The organism is Streptomyces sp. NPDC054863 (genome assembly GCF_053610825.1).
Window position 1 is genome coordinate 53,265 of sequence record NZ_JBSGZD010000009.1, and the last position, 16,421, is coordinate 69,685.

General features: G+C 70.7%; 14 protein-coding genes and 1 pseudogene. 10 read left to right on the forward strand and 5 right to left on the reverse strand.

Going from position 1 to position 16,421, the window contains the following annotated elements:
• The first annotated feature begins 163 nt into the window (after positions 1–163).
• From ACWGIG_RS03825 to ACWGIG_RS03855, 7 genes and pseudogenes are all read left to right on the forward strand, one after another.
• Positions 164–1,843, forward strand: coding sequence for an ABC transporter ATP-binding protein (locus ACWGIG_RS03825; protein ID WP_453319897.1), 1,680 nt, complete (start codon positions 164–166; stop codon positions 1,841–1,843).
• The gene (locus tag ACWGIG_RS03830; RefSeq protein WP_453319881.1) at positions 1,840–2,958 is read left to right on the forward strand and encodes an ABC transporter permease; all 1,119 of its coding nucleotides are present in this window, start codon (positions 1,840–1,842) and stop codon (positions 2,956–2,958) included. Before ACWGIG_RS03825 ends, ACWGIG_RS03830 begins: the two co-directional genes overlap by 4 nt.
• Positions 2,955–4,235: an ABC transporter permease gene (locus ACWGIG_RS03835; protein WP_453319882.1), complete on the forward strand. Its 1,281-nt coding sequence runs from the start codon at positions 2,955–2,957 to the stop codon at positions 4,233–4,235. The genes ACWGIG_RS03830 and ACWGIG_RS03835 overlap by 4 nt, the downstream gene beginning before the upstream one ends.
• Positions 4,232–4,624: a cytidine deaminase gene (locus ACWGIG_RS03840; protein WP_453319883.1), complete on the forward strand. Its 393-nt coding sequence runs from the start codon at positions 4,232–4,234 to the stop codon at positions 4,622–4,624. The genes ACWGIG_RS03835 and ACWGIG_RS03840 overlap by 4 nt, the downstream gene beginning before the upstream one ends.
• Positions 4,625–4,761: 137 nt before the next feature.
• The gene (locus ACWGIG_RS03845) at positions 4,762–6,039 is read left to right on the forward strand and encodes a thymidine phosphorylase (protein ID WP_453319884.1); all 1,278 of its coding nucleotides are present in this window, start codon (positions 4,762–4,764) and stop codon (positions 6,037–6,039) included.
• A 233-nt stretch (positions 6,040–6,272) separates the two neighbouring features.
• Positions 6,273–7,766, forward strand: coding sequence for a hypothetical protein (locus ACWGIG_RS03850; RefSeq protein ID WP_453319885.1), 1,494 nt, complete (start codon positions 6,273–6,275; stop codon positions 7,764–7,766).
• A 193-nt stretch (positions 7,767–7,959) separates the two neighbouring features.
• Positions 7,960–8,142, forward strand: a pseudogene (locus ACWGIG_RS03855) (STAS domain-containing protein); the annotation flags it as partial.
• Between the two features lie 39 nt (positions 8,143–8,181).
• Here the strand turns inward: ACWGIG_RS03855 and ACWGIG_RS03860 are convergent.
• The 3 genes from ACWGIG_RS03860 to ACWGIG_RS03870 form a co-directional block, all read right to left on the reverse strand.
• Positions 8,182–9,282 (reverse strand): sigma-70 family RNA polymerase sigma factor, encoded by a 1,101-nt coding sequence (locus ACWGIG_RS03860; protein WP_453319886.1) that lies wholly within the window; start codon positions 9,280–9,282, stop codon positions 8,182–8,184.
• A gap of 179 nt (positions 9,283–9,461) precedes the next feature.
• Positions 9,462–10,181, reverse strand: coding sequence for a L,D-transpeptidase family protein (locus ACWGIG_RS03865; protein ID WP_453319898.1), 720 nt, complete (start codon positions 10,179–10,181; stop codon positions 9,462–9,464).
• 120 nt (positions 10,182–10,301) lie between these two features.
• A complete protein-coding gene (locus ACWGIG_RS03870; protein WP_453319887.1) occupies positions 10,302–11,633 on the reverse strand; it encodes an MFS transporter in 1,332 nt (443 codons plus the stop codon).
• A gap of 62 nt (positions 11,634–11,695) precedes the next feature.
• Between ACWGIG_RS03870 and ACWGIG_RS03875 the strand changes: the two genes are divergently transcribed.
• Positions 11,696–12,688 carry a LysR family transcriptional regulator gene (locus ACWGIG_RS03875; protein WP_453319888.1) on the forward strand — a complete coding sequence of 331 codons (993 nt, stop codon included), beginning with the start codon at positions 11,696–11,698 and terminating at the stop codon, positions 12,686–12,688.
• On the opposite strand, the gene ACWGIG_RS03880 is transcribed toward ACWGIG_RS03875, so the two are convergent.
• Both ACWGIG_RS03880 and ACWGIG_RS03885 read right to left on the reverse strand, forming a co-directional pair.
• Positions 12,678–13,781: a calcium:proton antiporter gene (locus ACWGIG_RS03880; RefSeq protein ID WP_453319889.1), complete on the reverse strand. Its 1,104-nt coding sequence runs from the start codon at positions 13,779–13,781 to the stop codon at positions 12,678–12,680. The two genes, ACWGIG_RS03875 and ACWGIG_RS03880, sit on opposite strands and share 11 nt — an antisense overlap.
• A 135-nt stretch (positions 13,782–13,916) precedes the next feature.
• Positions 13,917–14,654, reverse strand: coding sequence for a prolyl oligopeptidase family serine peptidase (locus ACWGIG_RS03885; RefSeq protein WP_453319890.1), 738 nt, complete (start codon positions 14,652–14,654; stop codon positions 13,917–13,919).
• A 102-nt stretch (positions 14,655–14,756) separates the two neighbouring features.
• Here ACWGIG_RS03885 and ACWGIG_RS03890 point away from each other — a divergent pair, with 102 nt between their 5' ends.
• Both ACWGIG_RS03890 and ACWGIG_RS03895 read left to right on the forward strand, forming a co-directional pair.
• The gene (locus ACWGIG_RS03890; RefSeq protein WP_453319891.1) at positions 14,757–15,899 is read left to right on the forward strand and encodes an adenosine deaminase; all 1,143 of its coding nucleotides are present in this window, start codon (positions 14,757–14,759) and stop codon (positions 15,897–15,899) included.
• Between the two features lie 180 nt (positions 15,900–16,079).
• Positions 16,080–16,421 (forward strand): ATP-binding protein (locus ACWGIG_RS03895; protein WP_453319892.1); only part of this gene is annotated, 342 nt, incomplete at its 3' end.

Below are 16,421 nucleotides of genomic sequence, written 5' to 3' on the forward strand. Positions count from 1 at the left end.
TGCTCCACAATTTGGCGCAGCTACGCGCGTAGCTCGCGCGGTGCGCGGTAACTTTCCGCCACACCCTTCACGCCGTACGGCCCCACCCAGCAGCCGTACGGAGTGCGCCGTACCCCGTACCCCTCGCCTCAGCTTCTTCGCCTCCTGCCTAGGAGAGTGCGCCATCAAAGCGTCCAGCAGTCCCCACGCCGCCCCCAGCGCCCACAGCGGCAGCCCCGCTGTCGAACTGCGCGGCATCACCAAGCGGTTCCCCGGCGTCGTGGCCAACCACGACATCGCCATCACCGTGCACCGCGGCACCGTGCACGCCCTCGTCGGCGAGAACGGCGCGGGCAAGTCCACCCTGATGAAGATCCTCTACGGCATGCAGAAGCCGGACGAGGGCACCATCGCCATCGACGGCGAGCAGGTCTCCTTCAACAGCCCCGCCGACGCCATCGCCCGCGGCATCGGCATGGTGCACCAGCACTTCATGCTCGCGGACTACCTCACGGTCCTCGAAAACGTCGTGCTCGGCTCGGAGAAGCTGTACGGCATCGGGGACAGGGCCCGCGCCAAGATCCAGGAGATCTCCGACGCGTACGGGCTGAACGTCCGCCCCGACGCCGTCGTCGAGGACCTCGGTGTCGCCGACCGCCAGCGCATCGAGATCCTCAAGGTCCTCTACCGCGGCGCCCGCACCCTGATCCTCGACGAGCCCACCGCCGTCCTCGTGCCCCAAGAGGTCGACGCGCTCTTCGCGAACCTGCGCGAGCTCAAGTCCGAGGGCCTCACCGTCATCTTCATCTCGCACAAGCTGGGCGAAGTCCTCTCGGTGGCCGACGACATCACCGTCATCCGCCGCGGCACCACGGTCGGCACCGCCGACCCGGCGCACACCACGCCCAAGCAGCTCGCCGAACTGATGGTCGGCAGCGAACTGCCCTCCCCGGAGACCCGCGAGTCGACCGTCACCGACGTGCCGATGCTGACCGTCTCCGACCTGCGGCTGAGCGCCACCGACCCGGACGGGGTCGTACGTTCCGTCCTCGACGACATCGCCTTCACCATCCACAAGGGCGAAGTCCTCGGCATCGCGGGCGTCGAGGGCAACGGCCAGGCCGAACTCGTCGAAGCCATCATGGGCATGCGCACCCCGGACGCCGGCGCGCTCACCCTCGACGGCTCCGACATCTCGGCCACCCCCACCCGCAAGCGGCGCGAGGACGGCATCGGGTACATCCCCGAGGACCGCCACAAGCACGGCCTCCTCCTGGAGTCCCCGCTGTGGGAGAACCGCATCCTGGGCCACGTCACCGAGAAGCCCAACAGCTCCAAGGGCCTCCTCGACCTCAAGGCCGCCCGCGCCGACACCCAGCGGATCGTGCGCGAGTACGACGTCCGCACCCCCGGTATCGACGTCACCGCGGCCTCCCTCTCCGGAGGCAACCAGCAGAAGCTGATCGTCGGCCGCGAGATGAGCCACACGCCCAAGCTGCTCATCGCCGCCCACCCCACCCGCGGTGTGGACGTCGGCGCGCAGGCGCAGATCTGGGACCAGATCCGCGAGGCGCGCCGCGAAGGCCTTGCCGTACTGCTGATCTCCGCCGACCTGGACGAGCTGATCGGGCTCTCCGACACCCTGCGGGTCATGTACCGGGGCCGTCTGGTCGCCGACGCGGACCCCGCCACCGTCACCCCGGAGGAGCTGGGCTCGGCCATGACCGGCGCGGCCACCGGACACCTGGAGGCCAGCGCCGAGGACCTGGCCCAGGCCCAGGCCGAAGCCGCAGCCGGACGCGAGGACGCCACCGGCGCCCCGGCCGGCACCGACCACCCCCGGACCGGGGGAGAGGACCGATGAAGAAGTTCGACAAGGAGCGCCTGCTCCTGGGCATCGCGGCCCCGCTGCTCGCGATCGTGACCGCGTTCGTGGTCACCGCCGTGGTGCTGCTCGCCACCGGCAAGGAGCCCTTCAGCGCCTTCGGGATCATGTTCGACTACGGCGTCAAGTCCGACAGCCAGGTCTACATCCTGAACAAGGCCACCACGTACTACCTGGCAGGTCTCGCGGTCGCCGTCGGCTTCCGCATGAACCTCTTCAACATCGGAGTCGACGGCCAGTACCGCCTGGCGGCGTTCTTCGCCGCCGCGGTCGGCGGCGCGCTGACCCTGCCCGGCATCGTCCAGATCCCGCTGATCATCCTCACCGCGATGATCGTCGGCGCGATGTGGGCCGGCATCGCCGGTGTCCTCAAGGTCACCCGCGGCGTCTCCGAGGTCGTCTCCACGATCATGCTGAACATGATCGCCACCGCGATCATCGGCTACCTCCTCCAGCAGGGCCGCCTCGGCCACCTGGACAGCGCGGGCACCAAGGTCGCCACCAAGCCGCTGCCGGAGTCCTCGCGCTTCTTCTCCATCCCGACGCAGCCGGACGCCGACCCCATCTGGGGCTTCATCCTGATCGCCGCCGTCGCGGGCGTCGCCTACTGGTTCGTCCTGGCCCGCACCCGCTTCGGCTTCGACCTGCGCACGGTCGGCCAGTCCGAGTCGGCGGCCGACGCGAGCGGCGTCAACGTCAAGAAGATGGTCGTCACCTCGATGGTGATCTCCGGCATCGTCGCCGGCCTGGTCGGCATGCCGACCCTGCTCAACGACAGCTACGAGTACGGCGGCGACTTCCCCACCGGCATCGGCTTCACCGGCATCGCCATCGCCCTCCTCGGCCGCAACCACCCCGTCGGCATCGCGCTCGGCGCACTCCTGTGGGGCTTCCTGGAGCGCGGCAGCGGCAAGCTCGAATTCGAGGGTTACGACAAGGAGATCGTCGGCGTCATCCAGGGCGTCATCGTCCTGTGCGTCGTCATCGCCTACGAAGTCGTCCGCCGCTACGGCCTCAAGCGCCAGCAGCGACAGGTCGGCGCGAAGCTCGCCGCCCAGGCCAACAACTCCGAGAAGCAGGAGGTGTCGGCGTGAGTACGGCGACTTCCACCCCCGCGCCCAAGAAGCAGGGGCGTGGCAAGGCGATCAAGTCCCGCCTGTCCTTCCCCGTCGTCCTGCTGATCATCGCGGGCGCGCTCGTCGCGCTCTCGGCGGTCCGCGCCATCACCGGCGCCCAGGACATCACCGCGGCCGGCCAGATCGGCGCCGCACTCTCCATGGCCGTACCGATCGGCCTCGCGGGACTCGGCGGCCTGTGGGCCGAGCGCGCGGGCGTCGTGAACATCGGCCTCGAAGGCATGATGATCCTCGGCACCTTCTTCGGTGCCTGGGCCGGCTGGCAGACCAACCCCTGGATCGGTGTGCTCGCCGGTGTGCTGGGCGGCATGTTCGGCGGCCTGCTGCACGCGATCGCCACCGTCACCTTCGGTGTCGACCACATCATCTCCGGCATCGCGATCAACATCCTGGCGCTCGGCGTCACCACGTACTTCGCGAAGCTCTGGTTCAACAGCGGCGAGGCCGCGGCCAAGGGCGGCAGCCCCAAGCAGTCCCCGCCGGCGGACGAGATCACCACGGTGACGCTGCCAGGGGTCTCGGACTGGCTGACGAGCATCGAGAAGCACCACTGGTTCTTCGTCTCGGACGTCGCGGGCATCCTGGGCGGCCTGGTCAGCAACGTCTCGCTGCTGACGATCGTCGCCGTCCTCCTCTTCGCCCTGACCTTCTGGGTGCTGTGGAAGACCTCGTTCGGGCTGCGGCTGCGCTCCTGCGGCGAGAACCCCATCGCGGCCGAGTCGCTGGGCGTCAACGTCTACAAGTACAAGTACATCGCCGTCATCGTCTCGGGCGGCATGGCGGGACTCGGCGGCGCCTTCCTCTCGCTGGTCACCTCGCACATCTACAACGAGGGCCAGACCGGCGGACGCGGCTACATCGGCCTCGCGGCGATGATCTTCGGCAACTGGCGTCCCGGCGGCCTCGCCATGGGCGCGGGCCTGTTCGGCTTCGCCGACGCGCTCCAGCTGCGCAACGGCGGCACATCCGTCCACGCACTGCTGCTGCTCCTCGTGGTGCTGCTGGTGGTCCTGGCGCTGTGGAAGGCGTACAAGAAGGCGTACATCGCGGCTGCCATCTCCGCCGTCATCGCGGCGGGCATGCTGGTCTGGTACCTCGGTACGGACACCGTGCCCACCGAGTTCGTGAGCGCCACCCCGTACGTCGTGACGCTGCTCGTGCTGTCGCTGTCCGCACAGCGGCTGCGGATGCCCAAGGCCGACGGCATGCGCTACCGCAAGGGGCAGGGCAAGTGACGCCCGCCGACTGGGAGCTGCTGCGGGAGGCGGCCCGGGAGGCCATGTCCCGGGCGTACGTCCCGTACTCCGAGTACCGGGTCGGCGCGGCGGCGCTGGTCGACGACGGCCGCACCGTCTCGGGCTGCAACGTCGAGAACGCTTCGTACGGCCTCTCCCTGTGCGCGGAGTGCGGCCTCGTGTCCGCGCTCCACGCGAGCGGCGGCGGCCGGCTGACGCACTTCACGTGCGTCGACGGACAGGGTGCGAACCTGATGCCGTGCGGGCGCTGCCGGCAGTTGCTGTACGAATTCGGCGGCCCGGAGCTCCTGCTGGAGACGTCGACGGGGGTCCGCACCCTCGGCGAGATGCTGCCGGACGCCTTCGGACCGCAGCACCTCAACAAGTAGTACGTCCGCGGCCCTGCCACTCTGGTGTCGGGGCCGCGGCCCGTTACCCGCGCAACGCGCGTAGATCCGCGCATGGTTGTGTACGACGACTGGTTGTGTACGAAGACGTACGCATCCGTACGACCGGAAGGAACCCCATGGACGTCATCTCCGTCATCCGCACCAAGCGCGACCGCGGCGAGCTGAGCCCCGAGCAGATCGACTGGGTCATCGACGCGTACACGCGCGGCGCCGTCGCCGACGAGCAGATGTCGGCGCTGGCCATGGCGATCCTGCTGAACGGCATGAACCGCGGCGAGATCGCCCACTGGACCGCCGCGATGATCGCGTCCGGCGAGCGCATGAACTTCGACCAGCTGTCCCGCCCGACCGCCGACAAGCACTCCACGGGCGGCGTCGGCGACAAGATCACGCTGCCGCTGGCCCCGCTGGTGGCGGCCTGCGGCGCGGCCGTGCCGCAGCTCTCCGGGCGGGGCCTGGGCCACACCGGCGGTACGCTCGACAAGCTGGAGTCCATCCCGGGCTGGCGCGCGCTGCTCTCCAACGCCGAGATGCTCGACGTGCTCGACTCGACGGGCGCCGTGATCTGCGCCGCAGGTGACGGCCTCGCGCCCGCCGACAAGAAGCTGTACGCACTGCGCGACGTGACGGGGACGGTGGAGGCGATCCCGCTGATCGCCTCGTCGATCATGTCGAAGAAGATCGCGGAGGGCACCGGCTCGCTGGTCCTGGACGTCAAGGTCGGCTCCGGCGCCTTCATGAAGAACATCGAGGACGCGCGCGAGCTCGCCGCCACGATGGTGGGCCTGGGCACCGACCACGGCGTGAAGACCGTCGCGCTGCTGACGGACATGGCGACGCCGCTGGGCCTCACCGCGGGCAACGCACTTGAGGTACGGGAATCGGTGGAGGTCCTCGCGGGCGGCGGTCCTGCCGACGTCGTCGAGCTGACCCTCGCCCTGGCCCGCGAAATGCTGGACGCGGCGGGCCTCGGCGACGCCGACCCGGAGAAGGCGCTGCGCGACGGTTCCGCGATGGACGTCTGGCGGCGCATGATCCAGGCGCAGGGCGGCGACCCGGACGCGGCGCTCCCGGTCGCCCGCGAGCAGCACGTGATCAACGCCTCCTCCTCCGGCGTGCTGACCAAGCTGGACGCGTACGCGGTGGGCGTCGCCGCCTGGCGGCTCGGCGCGGGCCGCGCGCGCAAGGAGGACAAGGTGCAGGCGGGCGCGGGCATCGAACTGCACGCCAAGCCGGGTGACAAGGTCGTCGCGGGCCAGCCGCTGATGACGCTGCACACCGACACCCCGGAGAAGTTCGCGTACGCGCTGGAGGCGCTGGACGGCGGAGTCCTGACCGCCCCCGAGGGCACCGACTTCGTACCGGCACCGATCGTGCTGGACCGGATCGCCTGAGCCGGGCACTCTGGGAGTGCTGCTCGTGTGACGCGCGGGGCCGGTGGGATGTCCTTGGGGCATCCCACCGGCCCTGCTTTTCGTACGGTGCAGAAAGCTTTCGGCGGGTGCCGGGAACGGTTCGACGGGCTTCTGTCCTCTTCCGTACGAGACCCGTTTCGCGTACCCCTGTACGAACTGACCTCTCGTGTACGAACCCGCTCGAACCAGCCGCATCCCAGGAGAGCCGGACCATGACCGTCGCGCCCCCGCCGCAGCGGACCGCGCAACAACCCGCCACCCGACCGTCCCCGGCCCCGCGCGCGGGCCGCCGACCGGGCCTTTCCCGGCTCCGGCTGCCACTGCGGCTGCCGCTGAACGGCGTCGACCGGGACGTGCTGTGGCTGTACCTGCTCACCCGGGTCGGACTGTGGGTCACCTCGTACAGCGTGGCCTGGATCTTCCCGAGCGACGGCGAGGTGAAGAGCGCACCGTCGGCGCTGTCGCGGTGGGAACAGTGGGACTGGACGCACTTCCTGCACATCGCGCAGTCCGGATACTTCCCGGAGGGCGCCGGGCCGGGCACCCCGGACTGGGACAACCGGGAGGCGTTCTTCCCCGGCTTCCCGCTGGTACTGCGGGCCGTGCACGTGATCGTCCCGAACTGGACGCTCGCCGGGCTGCTGATCTCGTTCGTCGCGGGCGCGGTGGCGGTACTGGCGCTGGTCCGCATAGCCAGGCTGCATCTGCCCGGGGAGAGCACTGCTCCGGCTTCGGTGCGGCGCTCCGGGAAGGGTGCTGGGGTACGCGACGAGAGCACTGCTCCGGTCCCAGGGCGGCGCTCCGGTCCCGGAGCAGCGGGATACGACGAGAGCACTGCTCCGGTCCCGGCGCAGCGCTCCGGGAGGGGTGCGGCGGGACGGGACGAGAGCAGTGCTCCGATTCCGGGGCGTAGTTCTGGGACGAGTGCGGCAGTACGCGACGAGAGCAGTGCTCCGGGTGTGGCGCAGCGCTCCGTTCTGTTTCTGCTGCTCTCGCCGTGTGCGGTGTTCCTGGCCGCCGGGTACACCGAGGCGCTCTTCCTCGCCCTCGCGCTGCCCGCCTGGCTGGCCGCTCAGCGCCACCAGTGGCTGCTGGCCGGTGTTCTCACCGCCCTCGCCACCACCGTCCGCATCAGCGGCCTCTTCGTCGCCGCCGCCATCGGCGTGCACTTCCTGATCACCGCCTGGAAGGCCCGCACCGCCCGCGCCTGGCGCCCGCTGCCCTGGACGCTCCTGCCCGCACTCCCGGCCTTCCTCTACAGCGCCTACCTGCACGCCCACACCGGTGACTGGATGGCCTGGAAGCATGCCCAGGAGCGCGGCTGGTACCGGGAGTTCCACGCCCCCTGGGAGGCGTGGAAGACCACCTGGCAGGCCGCCTTCGACGGCGGCTACTCCACCGGCTACGCGTACATGTGGCAGGCCGAACTGCTCGCCATGGTCGTCGGGCTCGTCCTGTTCGGTGTCCTGATCGGGCTGCGCCGCTGGCCCGAGGCCGTGTACATGGGGCTCAGTCTCTGGGCCCTGGGCACGTCGTACTGGTTCACGTCGGTGCCCCGCGCGACGCTCCTGTGGTGGCCGCTGTGGACGCTGCTCGCCGCGTGGAGCCTGCGCAGGCCACGGATCAAGACGGTGTACGTGGCGGTGGCCGCACCGCTCATGGTGGTCTTCGCGGTGTCGTTCCTGTCGGGCCGCTGGACGGGCTGAGCCCGGGGACCGGGGGGCCGGGGACCGCGAACCGCGGGGGACCGCGAACCGCGGGGGACCGCGAACCGCGGGGGACCGGGGACCAGGGGCCCGGGGGCCGGGCATGCAGAACCGCCCGTTCCACGTCTACCGATGAGTTTCGGTCGCCGGTCCGGTCCTACCTCACGTGGAAGACTCAGCGACGCACCACCCCATGGCGATCGTCTCCCCGGTGACCAGGGACGACGTACCGCACCTGTGCGAGCGGCTGCACGCACGCATCCTGGCCACCGGTGCGACGGAACTGACGTGTGACGTCTCCGCCCTCACCGAGCCCGGGCTCCCCGCCGTGGAGGCACTGGCCCGGATGCGGCTCACCGCCCGACGGCTGGGATGCCGGCTCCTGCTCTGGCACCCCAGCCGCGAACTGTGCGATCTACTCGATCTCGTCGGCCTTTCCTTCGACCGGAGCGGCCCCGGCCCCGGCGGCGGCAGCGGCAGCCGCGGCGGCGGCCTCGAATCCGGAGATCCCCCCGGGCTCGGCGAGGGGGCCGGGAGTGCCGTCCGCCTCGATCCGGGCCGGGAGGTCGAACAGCGGGAACCACCGCTTGGTGTCGAGGAACGTGTTGATGTGGGAGATCCGGCCGTCTGAGATCTCGACGACCTGAAGCGCCCACGGCTCGAAGTGCCCCGCGGGTGTCGGGTGGTACTGCGCGAACGCGGGCGTCCCGTTGGCCACGGTCGCCAGCATCCGCGAGCCGTTGCAGGCCGCGCCGTGCGTGAGCATGAAGCCCGTGATGTCCTCGGCGCCGACCAGCCAGAGGTCGAACGGGGGCATGGAGAGCACGGCGTCCTCGTGGAGCAACGCGGTCAGGGCCTTCATGTCGTAGCCCTCGAACGCCGCCACATACCGAGCGAGGAGCTTCTGCTGCTCCTCGTCCATCGGTTTCACCGTGTCCGAATCGGAGGTCTGCGACTCGGCGAGCGTCGCCCGCGCCCGCTGCAGGGCCGAGTTGACCGAGGCGACGCTCGTCTCCAGGAGCTCCGCGACCTCGCTCGCCTTCCAGGCGAGCACCTCGCGCAGGATCAGCACCGCCCGCTGCTTCGGCGGCAGATGCTGCAGCGCGGCCACGAAGGCCAGGCGCACCGACTCGCGCGCCACCGCCGTCTCGGCCGGGTCGGCGACGGCGGTCAGCACCCGCCCGTCCGGCACCGGCTCCAGCCAGGCCGCCTCCGGCTGCGGGTTCAACTGCGCCTGGGCGAGAGGCCGGGAGTCGGTGAAGTCCATCGGCCGGGCCCTCTTCTTGCTGCTGCCCAGCATGTCCAGACACACATTGGTCGCGATGCGGTACAGCCAGGACCGCAGCGAGGAGCGGCCCTCGAAACGGTCCTGACTGCGCCAGGCGCGCACCATCGTGTCCTGCACGGCATCCTCCGCCTCGAAGGCGGAGCCGAGCATCCGGTAACAGAAACCGGTCAACTCGGTCCGGTAGTCCTCCAGTTGTGCATCCACACCTGGCGTCGCGACATCACTCACAGGGTCCACCCCACCCGCTCATCCACCCACAACTCCTATGCCGTGGAACTCTACGGGAGGGGTCTGACAACGGGAGGCGCAATGCCGTGAACTGCCATGCCCCGTAAGGGGACAGAGGTGGGACGGGTGCGAGGACGGACACGGGAAAGGTGCACGGACGGGCGCGGGTGCCGGCCCGGTCAGGTGCCCGGCTTGCGCCCGTAGACGAAGACGTTGCTGCCCTTCTTCAGCAGCCCCCAGTACTTCTTCGCGTCCGCGGTCCGCATGTTGACGCAGCCGTGCGATCCCGGCGGGGCCGACATCGCGATGCCCACCGAGTGGAAGGCGATCCCGCCGTCGAAGAACTGCGAGTACGGCATCCGTACGTGGTACAACGTCGAGTAGTGGTTGATGCTGCGCAGATAGACCTTCTTGAGCCCGGTCCGCGTCTCGTACCCGTTGCGCCCTGAACGGATCGGCACCGGACCGTACTTGAGCTTCTTGCCGTCCTGGACCCAGGTCAGCTGCCGGGTCAGGTCGACGCAGGCGATGCGCCCCTTGTCGGTCGGGCACCTGCCCGCCGCGTTCGGGTTGCGACCGGCCGCCTTCTGCCTGTTCAGGGCGTCCATCGCGGCCCAGGTCACGGGGCCCGCGTAGCCGACGGCCGGGGTGATGCGGTGCTTGTTCTGGAAGTTCCGTATCGCCTTGCAGTCGGCGGCCGACTGCCGGCCGTCCGCCTTCAGCCCCAGGAACTTCTCCGCCTGCTTCTGGTACGGCCCGGTGCTGGTCGTGCACGAGGCCGCCTGCGCGGGAGCGGCTGCTCCCACCGTCAGTACCGCCGGGACCACCAGTGCGGTGATCCCGACGGCTATGCCCGTACGGGTGCGCAGTACCGCGAGCACTCTCTTCGTGTCCCCCATGGACGCCATGGACTTCCCTTTCCCCTGCCTGCGGCACGCGCGTGCGTGCGGTGCTGCACGTTCTGTCCGGCTAGACGGCCGGGGGGTCGATCCGGTTGTACGGACAAGGGAGTTGAAGTGTCACGAATTCGCGACAACGAGGGACGTACGCCGCTCCACCCGCGCGCAGCGCGTCCCGTACAGCGTGATCGAGGCGACGCCGACGACGGCCAGCAGCCCGAGGACCACGACCCCGTCCCAGCCGCCCGCGTGGAACGCCACGGCGCCGAGGGTGCCGCCGACGCTGGAGCCGAGGTAGTACGCCGACTGGTACAGCGCGGAGGCCTGGGCGCGCCCGGTCTTCGCGGTGTGGCTGACGGACGACGAGGCGACCGCGTGCCCGGCGAAGAAGCCCGCCGTGATGAGGACGAGTCCGGCCAGCACGCCGACGAGCGAGTCCGAGACCGAGAGGAGCAGTCCGAGGGTGGTCGTCGTGACCGCCAGGTACAGCGCCCCGCGCCGCCCGGTCCGCGCCACCAGCTTGCCCGCGCCCGCCGAGGACACCGTCCCCACCAGGTACACCAGGAAGATCGAACCGACCACGCCCTGCGGCAGGCTGAAGGGCGCCTCGACGAGCCGGTAGCCGATCACGGTGTAGACCGCGCCGAAGACCGTCATGAAGAGGGCGCCGATCGCGTACAGCCGCCGCAGCAGCGGATCGGAGAGGTGCGTGCCGACCGTCTTGGCGAGCACCCGGGGGTTCAGCGTCCCGGGCCGGAAGTTGCGCGCCTTCGGCAGCATCAGCCGGAACACCACCGCGCACACCAGCGCCATCAGTCCCACGGCGGCGAGCGAGGCGCGCCAGCCCCACAGCTGCGCGACCCACCCGGTCACGATGCGCCCGCTCATCCCGCCGATCGAGTTCCCGGCCACGAACAGTCCGATCGCCGCCACGAGCGCCTTCGGCCGCACCTCCTCCGCGAGGTACGCCATCGCCGACGCGGGCAGTCCGGCCAGGGCCGCACCCTGCACGGCACGCAGCGCGATCAGCCAGCCGAGGTTCGGGGCGAGCGGAATCAGCAGGGCGACGCCGACCGCCACCACCAGGGAGTACGTCATCAGGGTCCGCCGCCCGAAGCGCTCGGACAGCGCGCTCAGCGGAAGTACGCACAGGGCGAGCGCACCGGTCGCGGCCGACACCGTCCAACTGGCCTGCGCGGCGCTCACGCCGAGCCCGGCGGAGATCGCGGGCAGCAGTGCCTGCGTGGAGTAGAGGAGGGCGAAGGCCGCCATGCCGGCCGCGAAGAGCGCGAAGCTCACCCGCCGGAAACCGGGGGAGGAGGGCGACAGCCGGGTGTCGGTGGCACCGCCCGAAGCATCAGCAGCAACGGGGGAATCAGTAGAAACAAGGGAAACGGGGTTCGCGGCGCCCACAATGACAGGTATGGACGCCGTGGTACTGGCGGAAGGCATGCCAAGAACCTAGACCTGGCCTTCTCATGCGTCCAATGCACAAACCCGCGATAATCCATCCCATGCTGCATAAGCAAAGCTCACAGCGTCGGCTGTCACCGAGCAGTTACGAAGAAGACATCTCGCAGGTGCTCGCGCCGCGCCTCGCCCAGTTCGCGGCGGTCGCCCGCCACGAGCACGTCACCCGCGCCGCGCACGAGCTCGGCGTCCCCCAGTCCACGCTCTCCCGCGCCATGGTCCGCCTCGAACAGGACCTGGACGTCAGCCTGTTCGCCCGCAAGGGCCGCACCGTTTCGCTCACCCCGGCCGGCCGTGCCTTCCTCACCGCGGTCGAACGCGCCCTCACCGAGGTCGAGAAGGCGGCCGAGCTGGTCAAGGCCGACGCCGACCCCACCACCGGCAAGATCGCCTTCGGCTTCCTGCACACCATGGGCTCGGAGACCGTCCCCGCCCTGATCCGGGCCTTCCGCGCCGACCACCCGCACATCCGCTTCCAACTGGTCCAGAACTACGGCGAGGCGATGCTGGAGCGCCTGCGCGCAGGCGACCTCGACCTCTGCCTCACCTCGCCCGTCCCCGAGGCCCCCGACCTGATCGCCCGCCGCCTCGACGAGCAGCGGCTGCGCCTGGTCGTCCCCGACGACCACCGCCTCGCCACCCGCAAACGGGTCCGCCTCGCGGAGGCAGCCGAGGAAACCTTCGTGACCCTCGAACCCGGCTACGGCCTGCGCCGCATCACCGACGACCTGTGCGCCGAGGCGGGCTTCAAGCCCAAGGTCGCCTTCGAGGGGGAGGAGGCGGAAACCCTCCGCGGCCTGGTCGCCGCAGGCCTCGGCGTAGCCCTCCTGCCGCCCCCGGCCGTCGCCCGCCCCGGCGTCGTGGAACTCACCGTCACCGCCCCGCGCGCGGCCCGCGAGATCGGCGTGGCCTGGCTGGACGGCCACCCGGACACACCCCCGGTCGCCGCCTTCAAACGCTTCCTGCTCGCCCGCCGGGGCAACATCCTGCCCAAGACGGCCCTGATGGAGGTCGCCGACCGGGACGCTAAGGACTGACCGCCAGCACCAGATACGCAGCGAACAGCGACAGGTGCACCCCGCCCTGCAACGGCGTGGCCCGCCCCGGTACGAACGTCAGCGTGCCGACCGCCACGGTCAGCGCCAGCAGCACCATGTGCGTGGCACCGAGCCCCAGCAGCAACGGCCCGTCCATCCAGATGGACGCCAGCGCCACCGCCGGAATGGTCAGCCCGATGCTCGCCATCGCCGACCCGAGCCCCAGGTTCAGACTGGTCTGTACGCGGTCCCGCTTGGCCGCGCGCACGGCCGCGATGCTCTCCGGCAGCAGCACCAGCAGCGCGATCACCACACCGACGACGGACGCGGGCAGCCCGGCGGCGGACACCCCGGCCTCGATGGTCGGCGAGACCCCCTTGGCCAGCCCGACGACCGCCACCAGGGACACGGCGAGCAGGCCGAGGCTGATGAGCGCGACGCGGGCGGGCGGCGGATCGGCGTGGTCGTCCTCGTCGATGACCTTGCCCTGCTGGGTCACCGGCAGGAAGTAGTCACGGTGGCGGACGGTCTGCGTCACGACGAACATCCCGTACAGGACCACGGCCGCGGTCGCCGCGAAGACCAGCTGCGTCGGGGTGAACTCCGCCTCGGGCGTGCTCGTCGTGAACGTCGGCAGCGCCAGGCTCAGCCCGGCCAGCGTGGCGACGGCCCCGAAGGCGGCGACCGAGCCCTCCGGGTTGAACACGGCCACCCGCCGTTTGAGCGAGCCGACCAGGAGGGAGATGCCGACGATGCCGTTCGTCGTGATCATCACGGCGGCGAAGACGGTGTCGCGCGCGAGGGAGGCGCTCTTGTCCCCGCCGTCGGCCATCAGGGTGACGATGAGGGCCACCTCGATGATCGTCACGGCGACGGCCAGCACGAGCGAACCGAACGGCTCGCCCACCCGGTGCGCCACCACTTCCGCATGGTGCACGGCGGCAAGGACGCCCCCGCCGAGGAAGCACGCCAGCAGGGCCACCACGGGCCCGGGCATCTCCCGCCCCCAGGTGAAACCGAGAAGGACCACGGCGAGGACGGGCACGACGGTGGCCCAATGGGTGGGTTTGACACGATCCACGCTGGTGCTCATGCCACTGAGGGTGGCACAAGCCGGCCCGTCCGGCTTTTGAGGACGCGCGGCGCAGCCGTGCACGGGGTGCGGCCCCGGACACCGGCTCCCACCGGCGCAAACCGTGAATGTCGGCGGCCCCGGGCAGCGGGCGGGCTACCTCCGCCCGAAGCCTGTCGACAGGGGCATGCGCAGCCCCAGTGGCGGTGGCGCCGCCAGCGCGTCCGCCAGCGGCCGTGCGTACGGCCGGCCGAAGAGGGAGCCCAGGACGAAGTCCACCGAGAGCGCCCGTACCTCCGCCCGGTGCTGCCGCATCCCGTGCCCGTCCGAGTGCACCTCGAACCGGCACACGTCCCGGTTCGACTTCTTCGCCCGGGCCGCCAGCCGGAACGACAGGTCGGGGTCCGCCCGCTCGTCGTTCGTGCCGTGCACGATCAGCACCCGCCGCCCCGCCAGCTGTCGTACGGGCTCCGCGTCCGCCTGCTCCGGCAGCCAAGGCGCCAGCGCCACCACCGAGTTCACCGCCGTGGCCCCCGCCGCCCGCAGCGCCGCCCGGCCGCCCATGTCGACCCCGGCCAGGCACACCGGCACGTCCCCGTACCGCCGGACGACCTCCGCCACGGCCCACTCCGCGTCCGCCGCGAGCCGTGCCGCGTCGCCGTTCCACCCGCGTCCCCGGTAGCGGACGACATGGGCGACGAGGCCCTCGGCCGCTCCGGCCCCGGCGATCTCCCGGGTGAGGGCGCGTACGGACGTGTGGGCCAGCGCCGAAGGCCCGCGCGCGGACTCCGGTTCGCCCGGGGGCAGTACGAGCACCACGCCCGCCACCGGGCCGTTCGCCCCGACGGCCCGCCCCAGCCGGGCGGTCGGGACCGGCTCGACTTGCTGTGTCATAACAGAACAGTCTCAGAACCCGAGATGGACGCCACCCGTCCGCACGGTCACTGTTACGTATCGACCGGCGCGATCTACGCGCGTAGGGGCTACAGTGCCTCAATGACGAGCCAGACCACGAAGCAGATCCCCGGCCAACCGCTCAACACGCCTACGGTGGACCAGATCCGCCGCGCACCGAAGGTGCTGCTGCACGACCACCTCGACGGTGGCCTGCGCCCCGGCACGATCGTCGAACTCGCCCGCGAGGCCGGTTACGACAACCTCCCCGAGACGGACGCCGACAAGCTCGGCATCTGGTTCCGCGAGGCCGCCGACTCCGGCTCGCTGGAGCGCTACCTGGAGACCTTCGCGCACACCTGTGCCGTCATGCAGACCCGCGAAGCCCTCGTCCGCGTCGCCGCCGAGTGCGCCGAGGACCTCGCCGAGGACGGCGTCGTCTACGCCGAGATCCGGTACGCCCCCGAGCAGCACCTGGAGGGCGGCCTCTCCCTCGAAGAGGTCGTCGAAGCGGTCAACGACGGCTTCCGCGAGGGCGAGAAGCGCGCCCGCGCCAACGGCCACCGGATCCGCGTCGGCGCCCTCCTCACCGCGATGCGGCACGCCGCCCGCGCCCTGGAGATCGCCGAACTCGCCAACCGCTACCGCGACCTGGGCGTCGTCGGCTTCGACATCGCGGGCGCCGAGGCGGGCTTCCCGCCCACCCGCCACCTCGACGCCTTCGAGTACCTCAAGCGCGAGAACAACCACTTCACCATCCACGCGGGCGAAGCCTTCGGGCTCCCCTCCATCTGGCAGGCGCTCCAGTGGTGCGGCGCCGACCGCCTCGGCCACGGCGTCCGCATCATCGACGACATCGAGGTCGACGAGAGCGACGGCTCCGTGAAGCTGGGCCGCCTGGCCGCGTACGTACGGGACATGCGGATCCCGCTGGAGATGTGCCCCACCTCCAACCTGCAGACGGGCGCGGCCACTTCGTACGCCGAGCACCCCTTCGGCCTGCTGCGCAGGCTGCAGTTCAGGGTCACGGTGAACACCGACAACCGGCTGATGTCCGGCACCAGCATGAGCCGTGAGTTCGAGCACCTGATCGGCGCATTCGGCTACACGCTCGACGACATGCTGTGGACAACGGTCAATGCGATGAAGAGCGCGTTCATTCCTTTCGATGAACGTCTCGCGATGATCAGTGACGTGATCAAGCCCGGATATGCCGAGCTGAAGTCCGAGTGGCTCTTCCAGTAAGCCGCCCAACCCCGCTCTGACCAGCAGTTTTACTGCTGGGGGTGCAGACTGACCTCACGCATCACACAGGCGGCCGGGAATATCAACTCTCGGCCGTCCGGTGGTGTTTGCGGGGTGCGGGAAGCTCTGACTAGCTTGCGGAGCCGCTCACTTCCCCCCATCTCTGAGGACGTTGTTTTCATGAAGCAGTCTGCTGCCAAGACCCTCGGTGCCGCCGCTCTCGGTGCCGCGTTCGTCGCCGCTGCCGCCGGCTCCGCCAGCGCCGCCCCGGCCGCCCCGGACGCAGCCGCCGCCGCGCTGGGCACCGTGGCGGGCGTTCTCCCGGTCGACCAGCTCACGAGCCAGCTGCCCGCCGGCGCCCCCGAGGCCCTGAAGGCCGGCACGGACGCGCTCAACAAGGGCGCCGCCTCGGCCCCGAAGCCCGGCGACCCGGCCGCCGCCCTCCTCGGTGGCCTGCCCACCGGCGGTCTGCCCACCGGCGCCCTGCCCACCAGCGGCCTGCCCACCGGCGCCCTCCCGGGC